14 protein-coding genes are annotated in these 17845 nt (G+C 41.6%); 5 read left to right on the top strand and 9 right to left on the bottom strand.

Going from position 1 to position 17845, the window contains the following annotated elements; genetic code table 11:
- Positions 1–17: 17 nt before the first annotated feature.
- Positions 18–2033 (top strand): penicillin-binding transpeptidase domain-containing protein, encoded by a 2016-nt coding sequence (locus ACM44_RS06965; RefSeq protein WP_048499319.1) that lies wholly within the window; start codon positions 18–20, stop codon positions 2031–2033.
- Positions 2030–3259: a rod shape-determining protein RodA gene (rodA, locus tag ACM44_RS06970; RefSeq protein WP_048499320.1), complete on the top strand. Its 1230-nt coding sequence runs from the start codon at positions 2030–2032 to the stop codon at positions 3257–3259. Before ACM44_RS06965 ends, rodA begins: the two co-directional genes overlap by 4 nt.
- A 455-nt stretch (positions 3260–3714) precedes the next feature.
- On the opposite strand, the gene ACM44_RS06980 is transcribed toward rodA, so the two are convergent.
- Both ACM44_RS06980 and ACM44_RS06985 read right to left on the bottom strand, forming a co-directional pair.
- Positions 3715–4401: a C40 family peptidase gene (locus ACM44_RS06980; protein ID WP_048499322.1), complete on the bottom strand. Its 687-nt coding sequence runs from the start codon at positions 4399–4401 to the stop codon at positions 3715–3717.
- A 318-nt stretch (positions 4402–4719) separates the two neighbouring features.
- On the bottom strand, positions 4720–6918 hold the full coding sequence (locus tag ACM44_RS06985) for a glutamine synthetase III family protein (protein WP_048499323.1): 2199 nt from the start codon (positions 6916–6918) through the stop codon (positions 4720–4722).
- Positions 6919–7120: 202 nt separating this feature from the next.
- On the opposite strand from ACM44_RS06985, the gene ACM44_RS06990 reads away from it, so the two are divergent.
- The 3 genes from ACM44_RS06990 (at position 7121) to ACM44_RS07000 (ending at position 11628) form a co-directional block, all read left to right on the top strand.
- Complete coding sequence (locus ACM44_RS06990) at positions 7121–8806, top strand: DUF6909 family protein (RefSeq protein ID WP_048499324.1); 1686 nt, start codon at positions 7121–7123, stop codon at positions 8804–8806.
- A 122-nt stretch (positions 8807–8928) separates the two neighbouring features.
- Positions 8929–10776: a M1 family metallopeptidase gene (locus ACM44_RS06995; RefSeq protein WP_048499325.1), complete on the top strand. Its 1848-nt coding sequence runs from the start codon at positions 8929–8931 to the stop codon at positions 10774–10776.
- Positions 10777–10869: 93 nt separating this feature from the next.
- A complete protein-coding gene (locus ACM44_RS07000; protein WP_048499326.1) occupies positions 10870–11628 on the top strand; it encodes a type III pantothenate kinase in 759 nt (252 codons plus the stop codon).
- A 24-nt stretch (positions 11629–11652) separates the two neighbouring features.
- On the opposite strand, the gene ACM44_RS07005 is transcribed toward ACM44_RS07000, so the two are convergent.
- The 7 genes from ACM44_RS07005 to ACM44_RS07030 form a co-directional block, all read right to left on the bottom strand.
- Entirely contained in the window at positions 11653–12084 is a 432-nt protein-coding gene (locus tag ACM44_RS07005; protein WP_048499327.1) for a nucleoside deaminase, read from the bottom strand.
- Between the two features lie 20 nt (positions 12085–12104).
- Entirely contained in the window at positions 12105–12731 is a 627-nt protein-coding gene (locus ACM44_RS07010; RefSeq protein ID WP_083993665.1) for an energy transducer TonB, read from the bottom strand.
- Positions 12732–12852: 121 nt separating this feature from the next.
- On the bottom strand, positions 12853–13128 hold the full coding sequence (locus ACM44_RS15580) for a hypothetical protein (RefSeq protein WP_152669319.1): 276 nt from the start codon (positions 13126–13128) through the stop codon (positions 12853–12855).
- The gene (locus ACM44_RS07015) at positions 13091–13732 is read right to left on the bottom strand and encodes a 50S ribosomal protein L25/general stress protein Ctc (protein ID WP_048499328.1); all 642 of its coding nucleotides are present in this window, start codon (positions 13730–13732) and stop codon (positions 13091–13093) included. The genes ACM44_RS15580 and ACM44_RS07015 overlap by 38 nt, the downstream gene beginning before the upstream one ends.
- Before the next feature lie 141 nt (positions 13733–13873).
- Complete coding sequence (locus tag ACM44_RS07020) at positions 13874–14812, bottom strand: ribose-phosphate pyrophosphokinase (RefSeq protein ID WP_048499329.1); 939 nt, start codon at positions 14810–14812, stop codon at positions 13874–13876.
- A 97-nt stretch (positions 14813–14909) separates the two neighbouring features.
- Positions 14910–16457 (bottom strand): SGNH/GDSL hydrolase family protein, encoded by a 1548-nt coding sequence (locus ACM44_RS07025; protein ID WP_048499330.1) that lies wholly within the window; start codon positions 16455–16457, stop codon positions 14910–14912.
- Between the two features lie 9 nt (positions 16458–16466).
- Entirely contained in the window at positions 16467–17702 is a 1236-nt protein-coding gene (locus ACM44_RS07030; RefSeq protein ID WP_048499331.1) for an OmpP1/FadL family transporter, read from the bottom strand.
- Between the last annotated feature and the right edge of the window lie 143 nt (positions 17703–17845).

A 17845-nucleotide genomic window follows, 5' to 3' on the forward strand; every position in this document is an offset into this window, starting at 1 on the left:
TAATAGGTCACTAATCAATGAAGTCACAATATCTGAAAATAACGATAGTTTTAGCTCTTCTTGCTGCGATTTTCATAGCGAGACTGGCCTATTTGCAGTTGTTCACCGACAGATATGCACTGAACGCGGCCAATACCTCAATCAAAACAGAATACATCATTCCGCAAAGAGGCGTGATTTTCGATAGAAACGGTAAAATCATGGTAGGAAACCAGCCTTCATATGAAATTTCCTATACCGAGGCCTTGATGCGGCCGGATTTCGATACTTTGGACTTTTGCCATTTGATGAAGATCAGCAAAACAGATTTCATTAACAGAATCAATGCCCTGAAAAAGGAAAAATACTTCTCGAAACTCACCCCGATGACTTTTTTGAAAAATCTAAGTCGGGAAGAAATCGCACGAATTCAGGAAATTATCTTCAAATATCCCGCATTTAATATTGTTTCCAGGCCACAAAGACAATACGAAGTTTCCACCTCGGGAAATCTTCTGGGATATACCAACGAGGTCAACGACCGCGATATCAAAAGGGACTCACTCTATTATTTACCTGGAGATTTCATCGGAAAAACCGGTGTGGAAAGATCTTATGAAAAAGAACTTCGAGGCGTGAAAGGGGTGCAATACATCCAAAAAGACATCCGCTTACGAAATATTGGTCCCTACAAAAACGGAACCCTAGACAAGGACGTGATCACCGGAAAGGATATTACTTTGACCATCGATTACGATTTGCAACGCATGGCAGAAGAGATGATGGTGAACAAGCAGGGAGCAATCGTGGCACTTGATCCCACAAACGGAGAGATTTTGGTGATGGCAACCGGACCCGACATCGATCCCAATCTTTTTACCGGACCAGAAAAAACCAAAAACCTGTACCGTCTTCAGATGGACACGCTCTACAATAACCGGCCCACTTTTGACCGGTCCGTGCAGGCGGCTTACCCACCGGGATCTACATTCAAACTATTAACCGCCGCTGCCGCCATGCAAATGGGCGTAATGAATGAAAACACCATTTTCCCCTGTGGTGGTGGGTTTTATTATAAAGGATTAAGAATTAAAGGTCACGGCGGTGCGGATCCATTGATTCCCGCAATCCAGGTTTCCAGCAACTGCTATTTTTCACATGCTTTCATCGCCATCATGAACAAATATCCAGGAAATCCCACCAAGGGTGTTGATGAATGGAAAAAAATCATGAGCAGTTTCGGCGTTGGTGAATTCCTAAATAATGATTTGGCGGTTGGTTCAAAAGGCAGAATTCCAAGTGGCGAATTTTATGAAAAACGAAGCGGCAAAAAAGACTGGAGTTCCGACTACACGATGAACGGCTCCATCTTCAACGGAATGGGGCAAGGCGACGTGTTGCTGACTCCAATGCAAATGGCGAATGCAACTGCGGCAATCGTAAACAAAGGATGGTATTATACACCGCACATCGTGAAAGCCATAGACGGAAAACCTAATCCGGATCCGAGATTTAAGGTAAAGCATAAAACTCTGGTGGAACCCAAATATTTCGAACCCATCATCAAAGGAATGGAAAAAGTTGTTCTTGCCGGAACAGCACGAGGTTTGAAATCCAATGACTTTACGATGCTCGCAAAAACAGGAACAGCACAGGTTCCACAAGGAAAAGACAACTCGATTTTTATTTTGGCCGCACCTGCCGAAAATCCAAAAATTGTGGTGGCGGCCGTGATGGAGCATGCCGGATTCGGAGCAACCTGGGCCGGACCGGCCGCAACAGTGATTGCCGAGAGGTATTTGCTGGGCGATTTAAAAAGAGAGCATCTTTATAAAAAAATGACCGGCGCAAGCTTCATGCCGGAATACAAAAGACAGTGGATCGTGGATTTGAAAAGAAAGGGACTTTACAAAGAACCCAACAAAGATTCCCTGAAAATTATTGAAATTGAAGACAGCTTGAAATTTATAAAAAATGACGCACTGAGAGAAAGGCTAACCTACCGCAGAGATTCGATCAGATACAGACTTAAAACCAGCACCAAGAAAAAATGAAGTGGACACAAGGAATAGATAAATTAGGGATTTTCCTGTATTTGCTACTCTGTTCATTTGCAGTAGCCAATATTTACAGTGTTGATCCCGTCGCCGGAATCAAGCAGGGAACCTTCTTTGTGATTTCGATTTTTATTGGGATCATCATTTTCTTCATGCGTGCGAAATTTTTCGAGAATTCAGCGGGTCTGTTTTACATTTTGGGGATACTGCTGTTAATTGGACTTTTTCCTTTTGGCAAGGAGGTTTTGGGGCAAAAGAACTGGTATCGTTTCGGCGGATTCAGTTTTCAACCGGTGGAATTTGCAAAACTGGCAGTTGCATTGATGTTGGCAAATTATGTCGCAGGTCCGAATTTTAACCTAAAATATGGAAAATCACTTTGGACCGCTTTGGCGATTGTTGGTGTTCCTGCGGTGATCGTTTTGGCGATTCCCGATGTGGGTTCCCTGTTGGTTTTTACTGCGTTTTTTATCGCTTTATTCCGTGAGGGATTATCGGGGTGGCTTTTCGGCATTGGATTCATTTTTGCTGCCGTATTTTTGGTTTCGCTTGCCGTGGAGCCGCTATTCGTTGTCTCGGGAATTGTGTCGATTGCGGCAATCATTATCTTTTTCAATTATCACAAAATTCACTGGAACATTTTTTCAATCGCTGGAATTTTTGGTTCGGTCGCGGTTCTTTGCGGCATTGCATTTGGTACCCCCAAGATTCTGGAAAAATTACCTAAGCACCAAAGAGAGCGAATCGAGGTTTTATACAAAGGTGAAAAAGCATTCCGCGATACTTCAGGCTACAATTTACTTTATTCAAAAACGGCAATTGGTTCTGGCGGATTTTTCGGCAAAGGTTACCGTGAAGGTTCGGTGACCCAGGGAAAATTTGTTCCCGAGCAAAGCACAGACTATATTTTCTGTACCGTGGGCGAAGAATGGGGATTCCTCGGAAGTTCTTTATTGGTCCTGGTTTACACCATTTTTATCGGTAGAATCTATTACCTCTCAGAAAAGCAAAAATCTATTTTCAACCGTGTTTTTGGGTACTGTTTCGCCTCGATACTTTTGATGCACTTTGCCATCAATCTTGGCATGGTGATGGGTCTTTTCCCTACAGTGGGGATTCCGCTGCCGTTTTTCAGTTCCGGCGGTACTTCTTTGGTCACCTTTTCTGTGATGACTTTTATTTTCTTTAAATTGAACTATGCGGATCGGAATAGTTTGGTCTAAGGTTTTATAAACGATTCAAATATTATTCGATCTTTTTAAGTAGTTGACGGAATTGTTGATGGATTTCAGTATTGGTTCTGCATTTCGCATGGAATGATTTTCTTAACGAAGAAGTCGTTGCATTTAAAATCAAAAGCCAATTGGATCGCATCCACTTTGTTTTTACAAAATCTATTTTTGCAAAACTGTTTTTTGCCCCAAAAAATGCTTTGTTTAAATTCTTAATGCAATCCCGTGAATTTCCTTCGAAATAGAGTCCACCTATTTGTCAAAATAGGCTTTTGATCATCGAAATCCCGTTGTCGAGTTGATGGTTTTTCTTCTGAAGTTGGATACATTGCCACGTTTTATTCTTCATTCAAGTTAATACCATTTGGACCATCAATAGATCTGATTTCCCACAAAAAAAGCCGCCCATTCTGGCGACTTTATTTGATCAATTATTCTCTTTTTGTCTAGTTGTTCGCAAAATTAGATTCCACTGCTTCCGGAGTTAGAACCCGTTTTGCGAATCGGTATTTCGGTCCCCAGTAAGAATCATTCAGTGATGAGATCATCACGCCTCGAGATGTGGCCGCATGAATGAACTTTACCTCTCCTTCTTCGTCCACGCTTTCTATGATTCCGACGTGGGTGATTCTGTTTCCGCCTTTGTGTGAAAAAAAGATTAAATCTCCTTTCTGCAGATGTTCTTTTTCAACACTATCGCCTTCTTGCGCTTGTGCGGCAGCAACTCGTGGCAGATTCATTCCAGCAGCACTAAAAACTGAAAGCACGAAAGCTGAACAGTCTATCCCTTTTCTGGTCATTCCACCATATCGGTATGGTGTTCCAAGATAGGATTCTGCTTCGGATAAGATTTCGTCTATTTTCTGGGTGAATCTGATGGCTTTTGCGATTTCCTCTTTTTTGATGGCTGCTTCCATGCTTTTTGCGGCAGCTGCCTTTTCTTGTGCAAAGCTATTGAGTAATTGCGCTTTTGCGACTTCTAATTTTTTATTATCTATTGAGGCAAGTTTGGCATTTGTTTTGTACTCGTTTGAGTAATTGGTCGGCGTTGAAACCACGTAGTTGGATACACATGATTGTAATGAAAAAGTAGCGATAATACCGGCAACATAAAACAGAACTCTTTTCTTCATATATATTTATTTGTCCGTGTTAAAAAGTAATATTTGTTTTTAAATGCAACACAAAAGTAGATATTCGAGTTAAAAAAAGGGTGAAAACACCTTTTTTGAAAACCTCTTTTAACACATTTTAACATTACTTTTTTGAATGTTAAAGAAATTGGAGCCGCAATCCCTTTATTTAAGGGGTTGCGTTTTTATTTTTATTAAGATTTCTTAACATTTATATAGACTGTCTATTTGTATTATGCAATTCTTCTATAAAACCTCCTAGAAACCAAAGAAGCCGCTTCGGTAAGGAGGCGGCTTCCAATCTTATCTCATCATTTGTTATCTGGTAAAGAGCAATTCCCGGTATTTGGTCATTGGCCAAAGTTCATCGTCAACCAACATTTCCAATTCGTCTGACGCATTTCTAATCTCATTAAAAAGAGGTTTTACCTCATTGCAAAACGCTTCCGCCATTTTGTGGGAATCTTCGATTGCTTTTGCTTTTTTGGTCGCAGCCAAAAGTTTTTCCACTCCCACTTTCATGATGGAGATATGCTCAGATATCTCTGCAATCATGCTCATCTGTTCTTTGGCTAAAGTTCTGAATTCTTGATCGCCAAAAATCTCTTTCAATCCTTTCACATTTTCAATCAGCCTGTTTTGATAATTGATAGCACAAGGAACGATATGGTTTCTAGCAATATCCGCTAACACCGTTGCCTCAATGGAAACCATGGTGGAGTATTTCTCTAGTTTGATTTCGTTTCTAGCCTCGATTTCGCGGTGCGAATAAATTCCGAGTTCTTCATAAAGATCCACAAATTTTTGGTCCAGCTCCCTGCTCAAAGCTTCAGGAGTGGTCTTCAAATTTTTCAAACCGCGCCTTTTAGCCTCTTTCGCCCACTCTTCTGAGTATCCGTCACCTTCAAACATTATGTTTTTTGAGACTTTAATATATTCCCTCAACACATTGAAAATCGCTTCATCTTTCTTTAAACCGGTTTCAATCAGCGCATCTACCTCTTTTTTGAAATCCCTCAACTGTTTTGCGACAATGGCGTTCATCACAGTCATTACTTCGGCACAGTTTGCTGAAGAACCTACCGCTCGGATTTCGAATTTATTTCCCGTAAAGGCAAATGGCGAGGTCCTGTTTCTGTCTGTATTGTCCAACAATATCTCCGGGATCTTACCAACGACATTGAGTTTCAGTTCGGTTTTTTCCTCCGGCGAAAGTTTTCCATCGGTCACTTTTTCCAGTTCTTCTAAAACACCGAAAAGCTGAGTCCCAATGAAAGCCGAAATAATCGCAGGCGGAGCTTCATTAGCACCTAGTCGGTAATCGTTGCTTGCCGAAGCAATGCTCGCCCTCAACAGATCTGCATAATCGTGAACCGCTTTGATGGTATTGACAAAGAAGGTCAGGAACTGCAAATTCTTTTTCGGGTTTTTTCCCGGGCTTAAAAGATTTTCGCCCGTATCTGTTGCCAAACTCCAGTTGTTGTGTTTCCCGCTTCCGTTCACTCCCGCGAAAGGTTTTTCATGGAAAAGGATATGGAAATGGTGTTTGTGCGCAACTCTCGCCATCAAGTCCATCAAAAGAGAATTGTGATCCACCGCAACATTCACTTCTTCAAACATCGGTGCCAATTCGTATTGATTGGGCGCAACCTCGTTATGTCGGGTTGTCACGGGAATTCCCAGTTGCATGCATTTGATCTCTAATTCTTTCATGAAATTCATCACCCGGGTCGGAATGGATCCGAAATAATGATCGTCCAGTTGCTGTCCTTTCGCGGGTGAATGTCCGAGCAAGGTTTTTCCTGTGATCACCAAATCTGGTCTGGACTGATAAAGAGCGGAATCCACCAAAAAATATTCCTGTTCCCAACCCAAAGTCGGAGTTACTTTGGTCACATTTTTATCAAAATAAGATTTGCAGATATCGGTAGCCGCTTCATCAACTGCACTTAATGCACGCAAAAGTGGAGCTTTATAATCTAAAGTTTCGCCAGTGTATGAAATAAAAATGGAAGGAATACACAATGTGGTTCCTAAAATAAAAGCTGGCGAAGTGGGATCCCATGCCGTGTATCCTCTTGCTTCAAAAGTATTTCTAATTCCTCCGTTCGGGAAAGATGACGCGTCGGGTTCCTGCTGGATCAACATGCCTCCGGAAAATCTTTCGATAGCCCGATCACTTTCGAAAGGCGTGAAAAACGAATCGTGTTTTTCCGCGGTAGTTCCGGTTAAAGGCTGAAACCAGTGGGTGTAGTGGGTAACTCCTTTGCTTAAAGCCCAATCTTTCATCGCCACGGCGATTTGGTCTGCAACATCGCGTTGGATTTTGGTTCCCTTCTTTATCGCATTCTGAATGGAGGTGAATGCTTCTTTGGTTAAGTACGATCTCATCGTTTCCTCAGAGAAAACGTTTTGGCAAAAAAGTTCGGATAGTTTTGCGGGAAATTTAACCGCATTGTCTCTTCTGAAATCTTTAAAAGAAAGTGTTTCTAGTGCTTTGAACCTTAAATTTGACATAATGCATGTGTTTTGATAGGGCAAAATTATGAAAAAATACATTACAAAATGTTTTTACCCCATATTTTTTAGGGGTGTTAATTAAATTTTAATTTTTTTATAGTTTGATTCAATTTTAAGATGAACAATGATTAATCACCTCTATAAACCAAAAAATAGGAAATTTTGCGGGTTTGTATTATCTTTGCGAAAAGATACACCTATGGTAAATTCACGAGCAAGAGAAACTACAGAAGCGATTGAGCGGCTTTATGTTTCCATGCGTCACTTATTCTATCGCGGTTTTTTCAAACCATCCGGGATCTCCGGAGAAAGTCTTAGAAATTTATTATTGACCATCAACCCCGAAATCTACGGGACAATGGGCATTCCCAACAAGGTTGAACTCAATGGATTGCTTTATGTTTTAGACCGGCTTCCGGAAGGAATCGAGGAATGTTCATTCATCCACCTGACTTCCGATGAAGGTTTTGAAAAGGGAAGTTTCGAGGTCATCGTTCCGAAAAAAAGAAGGAGAAACTGCTACAGAATTGATGAGCACCAGATGAATATTGAAGTTCTTCTTGGCCGTTCGGAAATTTATGATATTTTGACCCACCTTACCTTCCTTTATATAGAAGCAGACAAAGTTCGCAACCTCGCCTTTGTCTCAGATGAAAACGACAAGCCGACCAGAGCCTGGAAAATCATCGAGGAAGTAGCGAAAGGGGAAAAGAAATTCAGCCGCAAAGAAAAGGAAGTGGCACTCATCCATCTTTCTTCACTTTTGGGTAGAACATTTGACGAAACTTTGGAAGCCTACAACAATTTCGGCGACGATAAAAATCCGGACCGGCTTTTCAAAATCATTTATCATTTAGGAAACGAGAGCTTTAATGATGACAAGAAAATCCGTGAAAGGGAAGTCCACTTTTCGGCGATCTTGAGGGAAAGAGTCGGCCACCACTTTTTCGGGGAAAAATGGGCGAACAAAGTAAAGTCGGTTTTGGCAGAAAACAATCTGCACATGCGTCCTTTGCACATTATTTCCGCAAATATGCATTCGGTGAAAAACATGCTTTATGGAAATGACGCGCTGGGAAAAAAGGCAACCAAAAACGTGGACTATAAAATGTATGAGGAGATTTCCAACAAGAAATCGCTTCAGGAAAAAGTGCTTTCCCATTCTCTGGAGGCAGGATTGATCTCTATTGACGACCAAAGCGGAAGCAATATCGCAGTTCAACTAATCGATTTGTCGAAAACCGATTTGAAAAACACCCCTTTCTCGGGAATCAAGTTTTCCGGGGACGACGTGGTGATGGTTTTCGATTACGCTTTCGGTGAGCAAGCCTATGAAATCATGGACGAACTATTAAGACCTTATGATTACAATGGCGAGATTTACACCATGAAAGTAAAATCCATTTCGATTATGGGAAAAGCAGGAATTCTGATGGGCGAAAAAGGCGACATCATGATTCCAACTTCACACGTTTTCGAAGGTACTGCAGACAATTACCCTTTCCATAATGCATTGCAACTTTCAGATTTTCAGGATGATGAACTGCAAGCGTTTGAGGGCGGAATGGTGACCGTTTTGGGAACTTCACTTCAAAATAAGGATATTTTAAAATATTTCATGGAAACTTCCTGGAAGGCGATCGGGCTTGAAATGGAGGGCGCTCATTATCAGAAAGCGATCCAGGTGGCCTCAAAAATCCGCCACCACATATCAGAGGATCTTTTTGTAATGTATGCTTATTATGCTTCGGATAATCCTTTGGAAACTGGTTCCACCCTTTCTTCAGGCGGACTTGGTTTGACGGGTGTGAAACCGACTTATTTGATTACTTATCGAATTTTGGAGAAAATTTTGGAAAGTGCCAAAACCGGCACCAAAAAATAAAACCAACAAATTTTAACGCAAATCCTTTCATTCCATACGATTGAAAGGATTTTTTTGGGGGAGTTCACCGAAGATTTGAAATTATTTTAAATCTTTATCTTTGGTCAAATTTTATTTCAACAATGCAGAAACTTCTTCTTACCATCGTCTTTTCGGCAATTTGCACATTATCTTTTTCTCAGCAGAACGCCTATTATCAGCAATCCGCAAAATATAAAATGGATATCGATATTGATGCGCAGAACTTTACCTATCAAGGAAATCAAACCTTAACTTACACCAATAATTCTCCGGACGAACTGAAAGTAGTCTATTTTCATTTGTACTGGAATGCTTTCAAACCGAATTCCATGATGGACCAAAGAGTTCAAAGCCAGGGAAAAAATGGGGATTCAAGGTTGCAGACGAATGGTATTTCAAGATTGGCTTCGATTCCCAAAAATGAAGAAGGTGCCCAAAACATTCATTGGATCAGACAAAACGGAAAGGATCTGAAATTTGAAATCCAGGAAACCATTATGAAAGTGGAGCTGGATACGCCCATTAAACCAAATTCCTCCACTACTTTCACCATGGAATGGGATGCCAATATTCCGATGCAGATCCGCCGCGCCGGAAGAAATAACCGCGAAGGGATCGACATGACCATGACGCAGTGGTACCCGAAAATTGCGGAATATGATTATGATGGCTGGGCGACTTTTGACTATATCGGAAGGGAATTTCATGCGCCGTTCTCTGATTTTCAGGTCAATATTAAAATCGACAAAGACTATGTCATCGGTGCCGGTGGAATTTTGGAAAATCCCTCAGAAGTAAAAGGATATGAGCCAAACGCAAACATTAAAACCGATTCCAATAACAAGGCCACCTGGAAATGGACTGCGAAAAACATTCTGGATTTTGCCTTTGCAGCAGATCGCGATTACACCGTGGAAACCTTCACCATCTTGGATGGGCCAAAAGTTTTTTATGTTTATCAAAAATCAGAAAAAACCAAACTTTGGGAAGAATCAAAACCTTATGTTACGAAGTTTTTCCAGTTGATGAATGCCACTTATGGAAAATATGCTTATCCAAGCTATTCTTTTATTCAGGGCGGTGATGGCGGAATGGAATATGGAATGTGTACCATGATGCTGGGCGAAGGAAGATCCTTGGAGGGATTGGTCGGATTGATGGTTCACGAAGGCGGACATTCCTGGAACCAACAAATGATGGCGTACAACGAAAGTATGCGACCATGGATGGACGAAGGTTTCACGAGTTACTATGACGATCTGATCATGCACCAACTTTTCCCGCCGAAAGAAGCGGTTGCAAATCCTTTTGTAAACACCATTAATTCTTATGTTAATTTCACAAAAACGGGAAAAGAAGAACCAGCTGTTTGGCTAGGTGATCACCACGACGACGGAAGAGCTTATTCAGTAGCAAGTTACGTGAAAGGAGAACTTTTTTTGGTGCAACTCGGCTATATTGTGGGTGAACAGAATTTGTCTTTAATTATGAAAGAATTTTTCAACCAGTGGAAAATGAAACATCCGACCGACAGAGATTTTATGCATGTGGCGCAGAAAATTTCGGGAATGGATTTGAAATGGTTTCAACATTATTGGATCAACACGACGAAAACCATTGATTACGCCATCAAAGACGTGAAATACGACAAAACTTCTACCACCATCACTTTAGAAAACAAAGGCTCCATTCCGATGCCGATTGATTTTTCCGTTTTAACTAAGGATAAAAAAGTGGTGAATTACCAAATCCCGATGAACATGACGCACATTTGGAAATCGAAGGATATTTATGGCGATTTCAAAACTTTAGATTATTGGAAATGGACGCAGAAAGAATATAGCTTCACCATTCCTTATAACAAATCGCAAATTTCTGCTTTGGGAATTGACTTTTCACAGAGATTGGCGGATGTGAATCCGGCGGATAATTTTATAGAAGTGAAGTAGCAGGAAACTTACCGGGAAATTGCCTGGTGAATTTTTAGAAATTAAATTCCGATTCCCGTCCATTGTATCCCGTTCCCATAAATAAAATAAAATATGACCTCAATCGTAATTAACATCGGCAACACCAACATCAGATTCGGACTCTTTGAGGATGAAAACTGTGACATTTCCTGGATCATGAACACCAAACCCTACCGAACCAGCGACGAACTGCAGATGCAGTTTATGATGATGTACCAAACCCACCATATCGATGCGGAAAAAATCGACAAAATCATCATCGGTTCAGTGGTTCCGCAGTTAACCCACGATATTTCCAGAGCGATACAAAAAATTCATGGTAAAAAGCCGGTAATGGTAGACCGCAATACGCACTCCGAAGTGCAGCCGAAATCGCGGCAGATGGGATCGGATATTTATGCAAACCTTGTTGCGGCACGTTATCTTTATCCCGAAAAAAAGAAAATCATCCTGGATTTCGGAACGGCCTTAACGGCAAGCTGCATTGATGAAAAAGGCGAAACTTTAGGAGTCATCATCGCGCCGGGAATTATCACATCTTTAAATTCCTTGGTTGGAGAAACAGCGCAACTCCCTGAAATCGAACTTGTAAAACCCAAAAGAGTTCTGGGTTTAGACACCGTGTCCTGCATGCAAAGCGGAATGGTTTATGGTTTTTTGGGAATGGTGGAAGGCTTCATTGACCGGATTAACAAAGAAGTTGAAGACGATTGCTTCGTGGTAGCAACCGGCGGTGTATCCCATATCTACGCACCATTGACGGACAAAATCCATGTTGCAGACCGGCTGCATACTTTGAAAGGACTGTACTTTTTGGGGAAGGACTTATAGAGATGCGATTGATCGACTGCAAAGCTACCTTTTATTCTTAAAAAAGGTCTTCACTATTTCAGAACATTCGTTTTCTAAAACTCCGGTCACCACCTGTGTTTTGGGATGAAGAGTCAGGTTTTTGTTGATGAATCCGCGCTGTTCGTCTCTTGCTCCAATGACCAGTTTAGATATCTGCGACCAGTTCAATGCCCCCGAACACATCACGCAAGGTTCCAGTGTGACATACATGGTGCAGTTCTGCAGATATTTTCCGCCTAAAAAATTGGCGGCTGCTGTGATTGCCTGCATTTCAGCGTGTGCGGTGACATCATTCAGGGTTTCGGTAAGATTGTGGGCTCTCGCAATAATTCTGTTGCCGGAGACAATGATGCAGCCGATTGGAACCTCATCTTTCTCCAAGGCGGCTTCTGCTTCCTGCAGGGCGATTTTCATGAAATATTCGTCGGAAAACATCGAGATTCGTTTTTATGGGATTATTCAAAATTCATGGCTAAAGGAAGCCTGAAACGGTAACGAACCGGCATTCCGTTTATCTGAGCGGGTTCGAATTTTTCGGGAAGCAGGTACATTGCGATTTCCGCTTGCCGATTGAAGGTGAAATTATCTCCCACTGCATGTACCGAAGTGATGCTTCCGTCTCTTTCCACCACGAATTCTACACTGGTTTTCAATTGTTCCTGATTAGCCAAAACAGCGTCGGAATAAAACAAATCCGCCACTTGACCCCGCAGATTATTGAATCCTCCGGGATATTTAGCTTCTTGTTCTAAGTCCGTTTTTTTTGGATTAGCCAGCTCCACTTTGGGCAGGTTGGGAATTTTCAACCGATCCAGGTCTTCGCGGTTTTTTACTTTGATAAGTGCACCCACTAATGCCGTGTTTTGAATGCTGTCTATTCTGCGGATGAATTCCGAAAAGTCTTTTTTGATGTTGATTTTAGCCGAGAAATCAGATTCTGAGTCGAATTTTTTTTTGAACTCGTTATTCAGCATAAATCTCTGATAGTCAAAGAAATTCTTCACCGACTTGAACTCCGTGTTTTGCTGGCCAAAAACGAAATTCAGGGTGAGAAATAAGAAAAAAGAGAAATAATATTTCATTGGGGACTAATCTTTGGTAAATGTAGAAAAAATTTCGGAAGAAGTGGGAAATCAAGATTTTCCAGAACTCAGGTTTCTCCCCATTTTTAGGTAAGTCCGTTGAATTGGCTGTTGAACAACGCTAAATTTTGATTTTTGCGAAAACCAAGGACAAGGTGTCAGCAAAAAAACTTTGAAAGAAAAACCGACCGTATTGATAGCCCGGATCGCAGCGGTTACCCCGCAATTGCGTTGGGAAAGTTGCTGTATGAGGAGTATGAGCGGAGAGCCGGACCGAAGTTGGAAAGAAGACAAAATGCTGAAGCTCCAAAAAAAATCCCGCCAAAAGTGACGGGATGTTGGTATATTCTTCTGGAATATTATTCTGCTGCTGGAGCTTCTGCTGCTGGAGCTTCACCTTCAGTAGTTGCTTCTACTTCTTCTTCATCTTCTTCCTCGACTGCTCCACCTTTCATAGCGGTTCTAGACATCTTAACGGCTACTACAACCGCATTGTCCGGATGCATGAAAGTGAATCCGTTGGTTTTGATGTCTCCCACATAAAGTTTGTTTCCGATTTTCAAAGGAGTAACGTCGATTACCACCTCGTCTGGAAGGTTTGCAGGGATTGCTTTCAGTTTCAGTTTTCTGAAAGACTGGCGAAGCGCCCCACCTGCAACAACTCCTTTTGCACGACCAATGATTCTTACCGGAACTTCCATGATAACTGGTTTGTCATCTGCCAGCTGATAGAAATCTGCGTGTAGGATTTTGTCTGTAATCGGGTGAAACTGGATGTCCTGAAGTACGGCAGGAATAGTGTTTCCGTCAACCTCAATAGATACCGTGTGTGCTTCAGGAGTGTAAACCAACCCTTTGAAAGATTTTTCTTCCGCAGAAAAGTTTATAGTTTCTGTACCTCCGTAAACAACACAAGGAACTAAATCAGCATTACGTAAAGCTTTAGTAGACTTTTTGCCCACGCTTTCTCTTTTTGTACCTTGAATTGTAATTGATTTCATGATGAAACGTTTAAAAATTTAGGGTGCAAAGGTACAAAAAAAGATTCAAGAATCAAGTAATCTGTTTTTTACAGCTTCCATTTATTTGAAAAAAAGAGACTTCTGCGGAAATCTCTTTTTTTTATTTTATTTGAATAGCGTTTAAATAATAAACTTGTTGCTGATCGATCTGTGTTCGTGCACCATTTTCATCACATCTGCGAAAAGTTCTGCGCAGGAAAGGACCTCAATTTTGGCGGTCAAATCTGTTCTTACCGGAATGGTGTCTGTGACGATGACTCTGGAAATTTGGGATTTCTCGATATTTTCATAGGCTTTTCCAGAAAGGACGCCGTGTGTAGCCATAGCGCGCACTGATTTTGCGCCGTTTGCGATCAGGATATCTGCTGCTTTACAAAGTGTTCCGGCGGTATCGATCATATCGTCTATCAAGATTACGTTTCTATCTTTCACATCACCGATCAGGAACATTTCCTCTACTACGTTTGCTTTTTTCCTTTCTTTGTAGCAGATGACCACTTCTGCTCCTAAGTGACCTGCATAATTTTTTGCCCGCTTTGCACCGCCCATATCTGGTGATGCAATGGTGAGGTTATCAAGCTTTAAATTTTGTATGTATTCAATAAAAATCGTGGAAGCATAGAGGTGGTCTACCGGAATTTCAAAGAATCCCTGAATTTGGTCCGCGTGAAGGTCCATCGTCATCACTCTGGTTGCACCGGCCGCGGTGAGCAGATTTGCAACGAGTTTTGCGCCAATTGGTGCTCTGGGTTGGTCTTTTCGGTCTTGTCTTGCCAAACCGTAATATGGAAGAACTACGGTAATGCTTTTTGCAGAAGCTCTTTTGGAAGCATCAATCATCAGCAGCAGTTCCAGGAGGTTATCTGCCGGCGGAAATGTGGATCCAATTAAGAATACTCTGCCACCACGCACAGACTGATCCAAAACGGGTTCAAATTCTCCATCGCTGAATTCCTGCACCTTGATTTTACCGAGTGGTTGGCCATAGTAGGTGGCGATTTTTTCTGCTAAAGCCTTACTTGTTCTGGTGGAAAACAGGTAACTTGCTTGATCTGTCATTTTTACTTTTTTAATAGATGCGCAAATTTAAAAAAATAAAACCACCCAAAAGAATTTCGGGTGGTTTTTAAGTCTATCTTAATTTCCTGATTCTTTTTTAAGGAAAAGTGACACCGCTGTACGTATTCACATTGACGAATGGCAAGGTGGAGCCGTATTTGTTATTAATGGCTTTGATAAACTCGTTTGCCAAAATGGCGTAACCTCTTCCTGTAGGGTGAACTCCATCCAGTGAAAAAGATCCTCCTGTCACGAAAGTTGCGGTGTATTTCACTCCGTCAAACTGGATTCCGGATGTGGCATTAAGCTGAACCATTTTCGCATTGGCATCCACAAAAGCGTATCCCTTCGCGTCTGCAGCAGCCTTGATGGTCTGGTTATAAGCCGTGATTGCAGAATTTACTTCAGCAACTTCTGTCGAAGTAAGCACATATTTATCTTCAAATGGATATGCAATTCCTCTTGCCGCCAATGATGTAGGAACGGTTGGAGGCAAAGTTGCGTTTGACCCAATTGCAGATTTGGTGGTTAATGGAACAAGGTCACCTGCTTTCGCCTGTCGAGCTTGTCCATAAGTTGCACCTAAATAGGGCGCAAGAGCTACCAAAGTCGGATTTCCAGAGTTTGCAGCAACCAAGGTAATTTGAGCACCAAGATCCGCAATGCTTTCATCTTTCAGCAACAAAGGATTTGCTGCAGTTTTTGAAAGCGGTTTGATCCTATCTCCCGCTCCCAAAGTGGTCAAGATTTGGTTAAGTGGCCCATAAAGCTGAGCATTAAGCGCATCAATATTCGCATTACCCGCTTCAACACTTCCTTGTCCCAATACCGCAACAGTAAGCGGGTTGTAAGGAATGGTGGTAAGTGACGGAATTGAAGTCACACTTGGGATATTTGCGATAACCCCTTTTGCGTTTGTGGTGGCAATCTGACTGATAAGAAGATTATAATAGGTTGCAAATTCTGTTGGCGGGGTCAAAGGTTCGATGGTGCTGTCACCACCTGCAAGCGCATACAATAAAGCGTCATTGCTCCCTATCCATAATGAAAAGAAAGTCGGCTGTTGCTGGATAAAATCTGCAATTACCGAAGTGGTGGTGGAACTCGCAAACCTCACAAAATAAGGGTTTGCCGTTTTTGGTGTAGTCATCAAACCTGCGGGGTTTCCATATCCCGGAGCAAGCAAGTGGGAAACCCGTGCACCGGGAACTCCCATATTGTTATATGGACGACCGGCTGTAACATTATCCAAATCTGCACCAGGTGCGCTTGGAACCGGTGACAATGCCCCATCAACAACTTTTAGGGTAAGTTTGCCATAAAAACTAGTTCCTCCGCTGGCATTGAACAAATTGGTGAAGCCACCCACATTATTTGGCATCATTGGTTGCTTAAAAGCTCCACCACCCGCCAACTGCATTTGTTTGGCAATCATTGAAGGATAAGATTCATTTTGACCATCAGAATATAGCGTACCATCTCTGTATCCGGCAGTTAGTGAGTTTCCTAATGCAATGTAGTTTTTAAAATCTGCATTGCCACTTGTAACCACCACGCTGCTTACATCGCGATCAAAGTCAGTTTTACAGCTCACTGTAAGTAAAAGTGCTGAAACAGCAACAGTTGAAATTAATATCTTTTTCATAGTTATATCTTAAAATGCATTATAAGAAAGACCTAAACCAAAATAGTAAGCTTTGGCTTTTGCCTGTCCGTTGAAGTTATAGAACTCATTATTTACTTGTCTTGGCTTTTGGAAATTGTAAGCTCCTGACAGGTCAATTCCGAATGACTTGTATTTATATCCGATACCTCCTGTGATTACGTTTGCTTCGAAGGATGGGCTTTCTGCACTGAAATCTTTATCCGCGTAAGGAGTTTCGTCATGATAATAACCTAACCTTCCTGCGAAATTGTCGGTAAACATATACTGTGTCCCAAATCTCCAAGTTTGCGTGCTCTTCCAATTTTTTGGTACCACTGAAACGGTTGGGTCGTTTGCCTGGTTCCCTGCTGGAGCATGGTCAAAGTCAAGAACTAAAGTACCGTATTGATCCCATCCGGAATAATTGAAGTCTCCGGAAACCTGCCATTTCGGGGTCACTTTGTAGGTCACACCGATGGTGTATTCATCAACCAAAGGTAAAGTAGCTTTGAATCCGTCTTTTCCGGCCGCATCCAATCCAAGTGATGAATAGAGACTTTGCGAGATATTAAATGTAGCAACACCTTTCTTTGCCTCCATATCTACCGGTGAACGGTATGCAACGCTCACATCCAATTTATCGGTCGGCCTGAAATAGAAGCCTAAACCAAATCCGGTTCCGGTTGCTTTGTCATCTTTCAGGTTCACAGATCCGCCAAGTTGGTGCACTGATTTTGTCCAATCCACGGTGCCTTTAGCATAGATAAAGCTACCACCCAAAGAAACCCATGGGGCCAGTTTCACGGAAACCATAGGCTGGAAATAAAGTGCTTCTAATTTAATTTTTTGCACAATTTCACTTCCTGCCCAGTTATCAGGCCATTCTACCGTACTTCCATAAGGAGTCGCAAAACTGAAACCAACTGAAACATCATCAAGCACTTTGTATGCGATTGCCGCATAGACCGGTGTTCCCAAAGGATTATTGGTTTGTGCACTTTCCAAAGTTTGAAGATTTTGATAATCTACTTGCGCCTTGATACCAAATCCACCCGCGGCAACACTTAATTTATTCGGAATGAAAGACATTCCTGCCGGGTTGAAGAATGCAACACTCGCATCTTCAGCATGAGCACTGGTGTGAGCCATCGCCAATTGTTTCACGCCTTGCAGAGAAACTCTAAATCCTCCCGCATAAACAATTGTGCCAGCCAATAGTGCTGTAGTTACAACAATTTTTTTCATAAAGTTCTTTATTATTGGTTTCAAATATAAAATTATTTTCTAAACATTTGTTAATAAATCTTAAATTTTTTTAAACGAAATCAGTATTATAATGACCGTTTAATTATTTCCGGAATTTAAATCTTACCCAAAAGCACTTTCCA

Origin of the sequence: Chryseobacterium koreense CCUG 49689 (assembly GCF_001045435.1) — a bacterium.
Taxonomy (GTDB): domain Bacteria; phylum Bacteroidota; class Bacteroidia; order Flavobacteriales; family Weeksellaceae; genus Kaistella; species Kaistella koreensis.